Annotated in this window: 8 protein-coding genes; 1 reads left to right on the top strand and 7 read right to left on the bottom strand. The window is 41.5% G+C overall.

The window, feature by feature from the left end:
- The 7 genes from IEY42_RS21465 to IEY42_RS21495 all read right to left on the bottom strand — a co-directional run.
- A partial coding sequence (locus IEY42_RS21465; protein ID WP_188927231.1) for a transposase domain-containing protein occupies positions 1–474 on the bottom strand: 474 nt, incomplete at its 3' end.
- 140 nt (positions 475–614) lie between these two features.
- The gene (locus IEY42_RS21470; RefSeq protein ID WP_188927232.1) at positions 615–1,460 is read right to left on the bottom strand and encodes a D-hexose-6-phosphate mutarotase; all 846 of its coding nucleotides are present in this window, start codon (positions 1,458–1,460) and stop codon (positions 615–617) included.
- Between the two features lie 106 nt (positions 1,461–1,566).
- Positions 1,567–2,181: a DUF938 domain-containing protein gene (locus tag IEY42_RS21475; RefSeq protein WP_188927233.1), complete on the bottom strand. Its 615-nt coding sequence runs from the start codon at positions 2,179–2,181 to the stop codon at positions 1,567–1,569.
- Positions 2,181–2,843: a response regulator transcription factor gene (locus IEY42_RS21480; RefSeq protein WP_188916514.1), complete on the bottom strand. Its 663-nt coding sequence runs from the start codon at positions 2,841–2,843 to the stop codon at positions 2,181–2,183. The genes IEY42_RS21475 and IEY42_RS21480 overlap by 1 nt, the downstream gene beginning before the upstream one ends.
- 179 nt (positions 2,844–3,022) lie before the next feature.
- Complete coding sequence (locus IEY42_RS21485; RefSeq protein ID WP_188927234.1) at positions 3,023–3,460, bottom strand: acyl-CoA thioesterase; 438 nt, start codon at positions 3,458–3,460, stop codon at positions 3,023–3,025.
- A gap of 107 nt (positions 3,461–3,567) precedes the next feature.
- Positions 3,568–3,831, bottom strand: coding sequence for a Rho-binding antiterminator (locus IEY42_RS21490; protein ID WP_188927235.1), 264 nt, complete (start codon positions 3,829–3,831; stop codon positions 3,568–3,570).
- Positions 3,832–3,923: 92 nt separating this feature from the next.
- A complete protein-coding gene (locus tag IEY42_RS21495) occupies positions 3,924–4,397 on the bottom strand; it encodes a SixA phosphatase family protein (RefSeq protein WP_188927236.1) in 474 nt (157 codons plus the stop codon).
- A 343-nt stretch (positions 4,398–4,740) separates the two neighbouring features.
- Between IEY42_RS21495 and IEY42_RS21500 the strand changes: the two genes are divergently transcribed.
- Positions 4,741–5,922, top strand: coding sequence for an HD-GYP domain-containing protein (locus IEY42_RS21500; RefSeq protein WP_188927237.1), 1,182 nt, complete (start codon positions 4,741–4,743; stop codon positions 5,920–5,922).
- Positions 5,923–5,960: the final 38 nt, after the last annotated feature.

Genomic DNA, 5,960 nt, shown 5'->3' on the forward strand with positions numbered 1-5,960 from the left:
ACCTGATTCACTCGCTTTGTTTGCCGTACGTGCAAAAGCCGCACTATTCTCTTTCGTTTCAGGTGTCCTCCAGACTACACCGTCAACGCCATATAGGTTCAAACCACACCAATGAGGATGTTCTGCACGTTGATGCCAAGTGGCGGCAGAACGATGGAATATATCGCGAACGACATCACTTCCCAGTTTTTTCCTGGCCTGTGTGACTGCACTTCTTGCAACATAATCAACCTCTTGTGGCAGGACAATATCAAGCTTATTAATCAATTGACGAACGGATTCATTGCGAAATAAAGACATACCAATAACAGCCCAAACCATAGCATCCATGGGGAGTTTTCGTCGTCTTAATGTGGCAACACCGTTGGAGTCTAGGCAAGATTGAATAATATCGGGTTCAAGGACATCAGCAAGGCATGAGAACTCTGTTAGGCGGTTAATTGAAGTGCGGGCTAATGCTTCTGAAAGTTCCATAAAAAAATCCGATAATGAAGATTATCGGATTTTGGCAGACTGAAAAGATCGGTCAATAGATCGGTATATTTTTTATAACTTCAGTTCTTAACTGATCGGCATTAAGCCTAGGCTACCTTTTTTGTTGCATACAAAGAGGGTTACTGCCAAGCAATGTGCGTAGTTAGCGTATGGCTTTCACCTGGGGCCAGATTTATTTGGTCTTCAAGAACGTTAGCCGCTTCTAAACACACCATTGTTAAATAATCTTCACTATTAAAGCGAGATAAGCGCACAGACTTATCTATCCATGGGTTCCACAATACCGCTGATTGACTATTTTCACGACTCACAAGAATGGTACCGTGCGGAGTATGCAACGCTTGCTGAGGGCCTAAATCGGTATAAACACGATCGGTTTCTCGGTCAAACTCAACGCTGTCTTGTGGTTGTGTAATCGGACCTTGGTCAAACTCGATGTATTTTGAGTGGCTAAAACCTGTTGCCTTTAACTGATGGATATCAATAATAGGGAAATAACTGTGTAATGCTTGAGTTAAGCTAACATGAGTTTCACCTAAATTGGTGTTAACGATACTGACCGACAAGGTTTCGCTTAAGGTAAACAGTACCTTAACTTGAGTGTTATGCGGCCAATATTGTCGTTCAAACTCTCTTTGTGGCAAGGTAAACACGAGGTCTACGACTTGATTACGCATATTAACCGACTCTAGTGTCCAGACTTTATTACGCCCAAAACCATGCTGGGGATACTCTGGGTTTTCATGTGCACCAAACCAGGGCCAACATACCGGAATACCACCACGGATCCCATTGCCAGGTTGGTAATCATCTGCAGATGACACCCATAACAAAGGGCGTTTACCTTTTGGAGTGAATTGATCAATTTGCGCGCCTTGCATAAAGATCCGCGCTTGGCACAGTTCAGTATTGATGTCTACATAATCAAGACCGTTAGGGAGTTTTTGGGGGGTAACGCAGCCCATAGAGTGTGTCCTTGTGTTAAACAACGTTAGTATTAATCGCCAGACAAGTGAATAGCTTAGCGTAATTATGCCAAAGTGATAAACAGAGATTAAAATGTTCGATTGATCAGCGGGTGAAATACAGCATTCTGTTGTTTGCCGGCATGGCGACATCTTGCTGTAGATGTAAATCGTGTTGTTTAGCCAGTGATGTAATCCATTCTATATCACGAATGCCACTGTGAGGATTTTGTTGTTTTAACCAATCATCAAATTGTTCATTACTGACGCTAGTATATTGGCCTGCATAATTAAACGGGCCATACACTGCAACACAACCTTGTGTTGCTAATACTTGGCCGCAACCAGCAAAAAAGGCTTCAACTAGCGGTTTGCTCATAATGTGCAAGGTATTAGCGCTATAAATAGCATCAACCTGAGTGGTAAATTGTGGCCAGGACTGGCTAACATCTAGTGCAACCGGATCAGCCAGATTGCCCAAAGGAAAATGTGCTAGCCGAGCCTGTAGGTTGGCTAAATAAGTTAATTGATCGCTAGGTTGCCAATGAAGATGGTCTAAGTGCGTCGCAAAGTGAACACAGTGTTGTCCTGTGCCCGAACCCACCTCAAGCACATGGTTTGATTGAGCAAACCATTGCGTTAATAGGCTTAAAATGGGCTGTTTGTTGTTTTCACATGCTTGTGAAAAGGGCAGTTGTGCCAGCGGGACGGTATTTAACATTAAGACAAGTCGACTTTTTCCATTTCTAATTGTTGCAATGCAATGACGGCCTGGGTGCGGTTACGCACGCCGAGCTTTCTAAAGATTGCTGTGGCATGTGCTTTAATCGTGGCTTCAGACACCCCAAAGTCATAAGCGATTTGTTTATTGAGTAAACCCTCAGCAAACATTTGTAATACACGATATTGTTGTGGGGTTAAATCTGATAATCGGCTTGCCATTTTGTCAGTAGGATTATCTGAAACAGGGACTAACTCAGTGCCTGCAGGTAGCCAAATATCGCCATATAATACAGCGCTTAATGCATCTGTTAATGACTCCATCGACGCAGATTTAGGAATAAACCCACTGCTACCATAATGTACTGCACGGCTAATGGTATTGATGTCTTCATGTGCCGAAATCACCACCACAGGTATATCAGGGTAATGCGTTCTTAGGTGTATCAAGGTCGAATAACCATGAGAGCCAGGCATTTGTAGATCCAATAAGATTAAATCAAATTGTGCGTCTTGAGTATCAAGTACTTTTTGCAGTGCTTCGGCACTGTCAGCTTCGACCCATTCAGTTTTTTCGAACGCACTGCTTAATGCTTGTCGTAATGCATTACGAAATAACGGATGATCGTCAGCGATGATGATGTTTAAATTTTCGAGCTTCATGGCGTTTTTTATTCTATGTTGCACGTGAAGATTAAATCAATGTAACAGAAAACGATTCAAATATTCTATCGCTTTCTGTCACATTGGAATTGATTTTAGTGAAAAAATATCAAAACTAGACTTTAGTCTAAGGTGTCAGTTTTGTTCAATACAACCCTGACGGCTGGCATTGCAGGCTGTTAACCGTGAGGCCATACCTGAGTTGGTTGACGATCTGCATCTACCGCGACAAAGGTAAATACCCCACGGATAGCATGTTCACGATGATCTTTATACATATCTTCAACATAGATATTTACTTCGACTTTTAGCGAGGTGTTGCCAACATGAATCACTTTAGCAATCAATTCAGCTAAACTGCCTGCAGGAATAGCTTTGTTAAAATCAATTCGGTCTGAACTCACAGTGACTAATGATTTTCGACAAAAGCGTGTGGCAGCAATAAAGGCCGTTTCGTCCATCCAGGCTAATGCATCACCACCGAATAAGGTGTTGTGATGGTTGGTGTTAGAAGGAAAAATGGCTTTAAATACTCGAGCTTCAGATTGAGTAATTCGTGCGGCGATATCTTCAGGGAAATCAGTTTCAGTTTGAGCTGGATTTTGAGCAAGGGACATACAACGACCTAAAATTAAGCGATAGACAGGGGGGTTAACGCCGCGCATTGTACTGTATGTGCTTAAGTGATGTCGAATATTACCCCGTGTTGTTTATTATCCCATTATTAGTTTAGTTTTAGCTGGTCAAATATCGCATTAGCACTGAGAACATCAATCCGTTGAATGTCAGTTAATATAATCGTTATTGGTTGCTGTTGTTGAGTCACTCCCCTAATCGCTTCGTGTTTAGTTTCACCGTGTTGCACAATAACGGTTTGGTTAAAGTGTCCCACGACTTCAACACCAGAATGTAAGGTTATGCTCACTTGATACTGGTGTAAGCACATGATTTCGATGTAGTCGTAATCAACACACTGAATTGGGGTCATTTAATCTTTATACCATTTCTGCGGGTCGTTAAACGCGCAATAAGTTTCACCAAGAATCACTGGCCTGATTAATAACCTTACTAATAACGAGCTTAATAGCGTAAAAGTACCGTTGATACTTCGCGGTTATTACCATCTACAGTCACCACATACAGTCTGTCGAATTCACTCGCATCATTAATCGCAGGCTGTTTTTCAGCGCCAAGCTGTTCTGCCAGTGCGGTTGTTGTATTGCTGTGGCCGATCACCAAAATATGACCTTGTTGACTTAACAACACTTCTGCTGTTTTTTGAAGGTCAGCAGGGTTGTATAAACTCGGTGCGAGATGCTGGTCTTCGGCAACGGCTAATGCCGTTTCACGGGTACGCTTGTAGTCGGTGGTATACACTTTAGCTAATGGAGTACTTGATAACACTTTAGCTAAGCGGATAGCTCGTAGCTTCCCTTGTGCTGACAAACTCGGGTCCTTTCCCTCAAGCTTTTCAGCATGTCTTACCAAGTAAAATACTTTTGCCTTGGCGTTTATCATTTGTATAGGCATGTCAGTATTTGATGTCTGTGCCATTAATGAACTGCTAAATAGCAAAAGAAAGAAGGTGAGTGTATATCGAATGTATATAGTCATGTATTAGTCCATTAATGGGGTTGTTAGGTATTTATGGTAACAGCAATGATTTATTTATGTTGAACTGCGCTACTTTTTTACATGGCCAGCAGCATAATCGATTAGCAACACAAGCTCACATTACTGTATATCTGCAGAAATTATATGCGATCTTCTCTGTGAAATGAACGAGATGGACTATTGTTAATCGATATTTTACTTGTTAACGTTTTACAGTATTGTCTGTTTTAGCAGGGCATTTACTATCATACTCATTGGATGTTTCACTCACTAAGGAAAGGTTATGCCTGAATCGTTATCGGCTCAAATTATTCAATTAGAACCGGATGATGCTTTACCTTTATGGCGCCACACTATTTTTATGCGCATATTTACAGTGCTAGCCATACTGTGTATTCCTTTGTATATCACCAGTGTATATATATGTATTGACCAAGGCATTTGGTTCATGGCCATATTCGATACTGTGTGGTATGGCATCATGTTATTCATTATTTTCTATCCATCGTTAGCAGATAAAACCCGATATGTATGGGGTTGTTTGTTGGCTTTTTTTGTCGGTGCAGGATTTCTGATAGCGGTAGGCCCTTCTGGTGCTGGTTTGTTTTGGTTATTTGCTTTCCCGCCATTAACCAGTGTGCTGTTGGGCGCAAGACTTGCCGTAATTGCGCAATTGGTCAATACGGTATTATTAATACTTACGGGAATAGCATTTCATTACAATTGGTTACACTGGCCAGTGATGGAACATTTTTCGACGTTAATTTGGTTTATTGTGGTGATTAATTTTCTAGTGACGTGCGCCATAGTGACTCAATCGATATCATTTTTGTTGGGTAAATTGACTCATTCATTGCAATCGACATTAGCATCAAGGCAAGCCACCGTGATTGGGTTAGCGAAATTAGCAGAATATCGCGACAATGACACCGGTGCTCACCTGATAAGAATGCAGCAATACGCTAATATGCTCGCGAAACAACGGTTAGATGATGAGCTGGTGCCGGAAGAGTTAACCGAAGCCTTTATTAAAGAAATTAGCTTGTCATCGATTTTACACGACATCGGTAAGGTGGGCATTGCAGATCATATTTTACTTAAACCGGGTCGATTAACACCTGAGGAATTTGAACATATTAAAGCGCATCCTGTCATGGGGGCTAAAGTAATTGATAGTTTATTAAAATATGCACCACAATGTGAATTTTTATTGATGGGCCGAGATATTGCTGGAGGCCATCATGAGAAATGGGATGGCAGCGGTTATCCTAAAGGGCTAAAAGGTGAAGCCATTCCGTTGTCAGCAAGGATTGTGGCATTAGTTGATGTGTATGATGCATTAACATCACCTCGTTGTTATAAACGCCCATTTACACATGAAGAAGCCAAAGACATTATTATTGCAGGGCGGGGGAACCACTTTGATCCGGCATTAGTTGATCATACACTGGACCTTAAGTATTAAGTCTGACATAAATCCCATCTAAGGTTATGTCTTCTTTA

This window comes from Shewanella algicola, from assembly GCF_014648035.1.
Lineage (GTDB): Bacteria > Pseudomonadota > Gammaproteobacteria > Enterobacterales > Shewanellaceae > Shewanella > Shewanella algicola.

Excerpts from the sequence above, each read along its gene's own strand:
- IEY42_RS21485 (WP_188927234.1), bottom strand. The coding sequence starts at position 3,460 with ATGTCCCTTGCTCAAAATCCAGCTCAAACTGAAACTGATTTCCCTGAA.
- IEY42_RS21500 (WP_188927237.1), top strand. The coding sequence starts at position 4,741 with ATGCCTGAATCGTTATCGGCTCAAATTATTCAATTAGAACCGGATGAT.
- IEY42_RS21480 (WP_188916514.1), bottom strand. The coding sequence starts at position 2,843 with ATGAAGCTCGAAAATTTAAACATCATCATCGCTGACGATCATCCGTTA.
- IEY42_RS21490 (WP_188927235.1), bottom strand. The coding sequence starts at position 3,831 with ATGACCCCAATTCAGTGTGTTGATTACGACTACATCGAAATCATGTGC.
- IEY42_RS21495 (WP_188927236.1), bottom strand. The coding sequence starts at position 4,397 with ATGGCACAGACATCAAATACTGACATGCCTATACAAATGATAAACGCC.
- IEY42_RS21470 (WP_188927232.1), bottom strand. The coding sequence starts at position 1,460 with ATGGGCTGCGTTACCCCCCAAAAACTCCCTAACGGTCTTGATTATGTA.
- IEY42_RS21475 (WP_188927233.1), bottom strand. The coding sequence starts at position 2,181 with ATGTTAAATACCGTCCCGCTGGCACAACTGCCCTTTTCACAAGCATGT.